This window comes from Aurantimonas sp. C2-5-R2, from assembly GCF_036549495.1.
Lineage (GTDB): Bacteria > Pseudomonadota > Alphaproteobacteria > Rhizobiales > Rhizobiaceae > Aurantimonas > Aurantimonas coralicida_A.
Map to the genome: position 1 here is coordinate 1 of NZ_JAZHLJ010000189.1, position 2,388 is coordinate 2,388.

The window sequence follows — 2,388 nt, forward strand, 5'->3', positions numbered from 1 at the left end:
CCAGGGCATCTTGATCTCCGTCGAATCTCAGCAATCCGACAGAATCACAACCCGCTGAAATCACTCACCTCTTTTTGGAACGGACACTAAGAGGATTCTGCGGGCGTTTAGGGGAGCTATGGTCGGATTTGGGTGACGGGGCCGATCAGGCGGCGCGTTGATCGGTGTCCGGGGTGACCGCGACGCCGTCGGTGAATTTGACGCCTGCGATGACCATCGGCAAGCAGTTTTCGCCCTTCAGCTTCCGCCAGGTCTTGGCAGCCGCCATGACGAGCTTGAAGACCATCAATCGTGCGGATTTGTGCGAGAGGGCTCCCTTGGTTCGCACAGTCCGATGCCGGACGGTTGCAAAGACGCTCTCGATGGGGTTCGCCGTGCGCAGGTGATCCCAATGCTCGGCGGGGAAGTCGAAGAAGGTCAGGAGCGCATCGCGATCCTTGGTCAGGCACTCGACCGCCTTGGGATATTTCGCCTGATACTTCTCGGCGAACACCGCGATCGCCGTCTCGGCGCTCGCCCGGTCCGGCGCGTCGCGGACCTCACGCAAATCGGCCTTCATGTTCGGTTGGACGGACACCGGGACCTTGTTCAGCACGTTCGCGATCTTGTGGACCCAGCAGCGCTGATGCTTCGTGCCGGGAAAGATCTCGTCGAGCGCCTTCCAAAATCCTATGGCGCCATCGCCGACCGCGAGTTCGGGCGCGACCGCGAGACCGCGGGCTTTCAGATCGACGAGGAGTTCGCGCCAACTCTGGCTACTCTCGCGAACGCCCACCTGGAAGCCGACAAGTTCCTTCTTGCCCTCAGGCGTCGCGCCGATGACGACGAGCATGCAGGCGGCCGCATCTTCCATCCTGGCCTGGAGATAGACGCCGTCGGCCCAGATATAGACGTATCGACGGGCCGACAAATCGCGGCGCTGCCAGCGATCGTATTCGGCTTGCCAGTCCTCTTTCAGGCGGCCGATCACCGACGGTGAAAGGTTCGGCGCGTCCTTGCCCAGCAGCGCCGCCAGAGCCTCCTGGAAATCGCCGGTCGAGATGCCGCGCAGATAAAGGACCGGCAGCAGCGCATCGAGGCTTTTCGTTCGGCGTGCCCACTTGGGCAGAATCGCCGAGGTGAAGGTAAAGCGCTCGCTGCCTTCACCGGAGCCGTCGCAGCGGTCGCGAACCTTCGCCCGGCTGACCGGCACGGAGCCAATTCCCGCCTGGATCGTGCGTTCGGGACCATGGCCGTGCCGCACGAAACGAGCCCGGCCGTCAGCAAGCCGTTCATCCTTCATTGAGGCCAAGAATGCTTCCGCCTCCGCCTCGATAGCCTCTGCGAGAAGACGACGAGCGCCCTCACGCAGAACCGATGTCAGCGGATCGTCAATCGCGTCAGGATGCCGGAACGCGGAAATGGTGGTATCAGTCGTCATAGGCGTATCGCTCCTTTGGAGGTTCGGGCAGGCTTCAACAACCGCCCCGATACGCCGCCTTTCTCAAACCGTCATCACCCAGTTTCCGCCATAGCTCCGTTTAGGGTTCGACAATCCTGGGGTCGCATTTGCCACCAAGGAGGCAGACAGGGAGAGCATCGAAGGAATCATTGTGGCACGAGTTTTTACGCGTGAAGAATTTTACGAACTGGTCTGGTCGAAGCCGCTGACGCATTTGGCGAAGGATTTCGCGATCTCCGATGTCGCGCTTCATAAGATCTGCAGGAAGCACGACATTCCTAATCCACCGCTTGGTTGGTGGGCAAAGAAGGCGGCCGGGAAGAAGGTGAAGCAAACGCCCCTGCCGAAAGCCAAGGCGGGGAGTGCCCCCGGGATCACGATTGCCAATGCGGACCTCAGCCGTGAAGCTGCCGCACTCGCGGGCGTGCGGGAACAGTCACGTATCCTCGCGTCTGAAGGCGATGATAGCCAGACAGCTCCGCCGCACCCAGTCATCGAGCGGACGCTCACCGCGCTCAGAAAGGCGAAGCCATCGAATATCGGTATCGTCGCTGCTGACAGGCCTGGGCTCATCAAGTGTGAGGTGGCGTCATCGTCGATTGACCGTCTTGCCATCGCCCTGCCGCGGATTGTCCGGGCAACATCACTCCAGGGCTTCGAACTCGTCGCAGGCGAGGGCTTGGCGAAATTCAAATCCGAAACTGAGACTGTCGGCTTCTCGATCACAGAAACGATCAGGCGGGAGAAACATGTACTGACTGATGCTGAGCGGGCCAAAGAGGAGGCTTGGGAAAGAAAGAGAGAGCGCGCGGCGAGGCGAAACTCCTGGGACGACGTTTTCTTCGATAGGCCCCGCTTTCGGGAATGTCCCGGTCTCTGTTGAAACTCTGAAGTGGGCGGCGTTGCCCGCCTTGAGCCGTTAGGCTCGGGGTGCCGATTCCACTGAG

General features: G+C 60.8%; 2 protein-coding genes. One reads left to right on the forward strand and one right to left on the reverse strand.

The window, feature by feature from the left end; all coding sequences use genetic code 11:
- Positions 1-145 precede the first annotated feature (145 nt).
- Positions 146-1,420 (reverse strand): IS256 family transposase, encoded by a 1,275-nt coding sequence (locus VQ044_RS24745; protein ID WP_327649990.1) that lies wholly within the window; start codon positions 1,418-1,420, stop codon positions 146-148.
- A gap of 172 nt (positions 1,421-1,592) precedes the next feature.
- On the opposite strand from VQ044_RS24745, the gene VQ044_RS24750 reads away from it, so the two are divergent.
- The gene (locus VQ044_RS24750; RefSeq protein ID WP_327649989.1) at positions 1,593-2,324 is read left to right on the forward strand and encodes a hypothetical protein; all 732 of its coding nucleotides are present in this window, start codon (positions 1,593-1,595) and stop codon (positions 2,322-2,324) included.
- Positions 2,325-2,388: the final 64 nt, after the last annotated feature.